The sequence below is a fragment of the Gulosibacter sediminis genome (genome assembly GCF_014904065.1).
GTDB lineage: Bacteria > Actinomycetota > Actinomycetes > Actinomycetales > Microbacteriaceae > Gulosibacter > Gulosibacter sediminis.
Genome location: NZ_JACXJG010000015.1, coordinates 14,400 through 15,146, shown reverse-complemented (window position 1 = coordinate 15,146; position 747 = coordinate 14,400). Strand labels below are relative to the sequence as shown.

Genomic DNA, 747 nt, shown 5'->3' with positions numbered 1-747 from the left:
GTACATGCGCGGCCGCATGAATGATGTGCGCAGCTACGTCGCACCGTATGCGCTCGGCTCGACGATCACGGGTGGCGCGATCGGTCGCGTGGTCGAGTCGGCGGCGCCGGANTGCCCGTCGGCACGCTCGTGCTGCACCAGCACGGCTGGAGCGACGTCGCGCAGGCCGAGGCCTCGACGTTCCGCGCCGTGCCCGAGGTGCCGAGCGTGCCCTCATCGCTGCGCCTGCACCTGCTCGGCATGACGGGGCTCACCGCGTACGTCGGGCTCACCGCGATCGCCGCGCTGCAGCCGGGCGAGACCGTGTTCGTGTCAGGCGCGGCCGGTGCCGTCGGCTCGGCGGTCGGGCAGTTCGCGAAGCTACTCGGCGCGGGGCGCGTGATCGGCGCGGCCGGCAGCGACGAGAAGGTGGCGCTGCTCACCCAGAAGTATGGCTACGACGCCGCGTTCAACTACAAACACGGGGATGTTCGGGGCCAGCTCGCCGCCGCGGCGCCGGAGGGCATCGACGTGTTCTTCNACCTCGAGGCCGCGCTCGACGCGTTCAACGACGGCGGTCGCGCGGCCCTGTGCGGCGCGATCTCGGGCTACAACACCGCGGATCGCACGCCTGGCCCCGACAACATGGCGAACATCATCACCCGCGGCCTCACCCTGAAGGGCTTCACGCTCGCGGACTACCTCCACCTCAGCGGCGAGTTCCGGGAGCGCGTCACCCCGTGGCTCGCCGAGGGCAAACTCGCCTAT

The 747-nt window shown here is 71.0% G+C and carries 2 protein-coding genes; both read left to right on the top strand.

What is annotated here, in order from left to right; genetic code table 11:
- Nucleotides 1–4 precede the first annotated feature (4 nt).
- Nucleotides 5–244, top strand: a complete 240-nt coding sequence (locus ID132_RS15570; RefSeq protein WP_459562464.1) for a hypothetical protein — start codon at nt 5–7, stop codon at nt 242–244.
- Nucleotides 241–747: zinc-binding dehydrogenase (locus ID132_RS08505; protein ID WP_459562463.1), on the top strand; the 507-nt coding region annotated here is incomplete at its 3' end. The genes ID132_RS15570 and ID132_RS08505, both read left to right, overlap by 4 nt.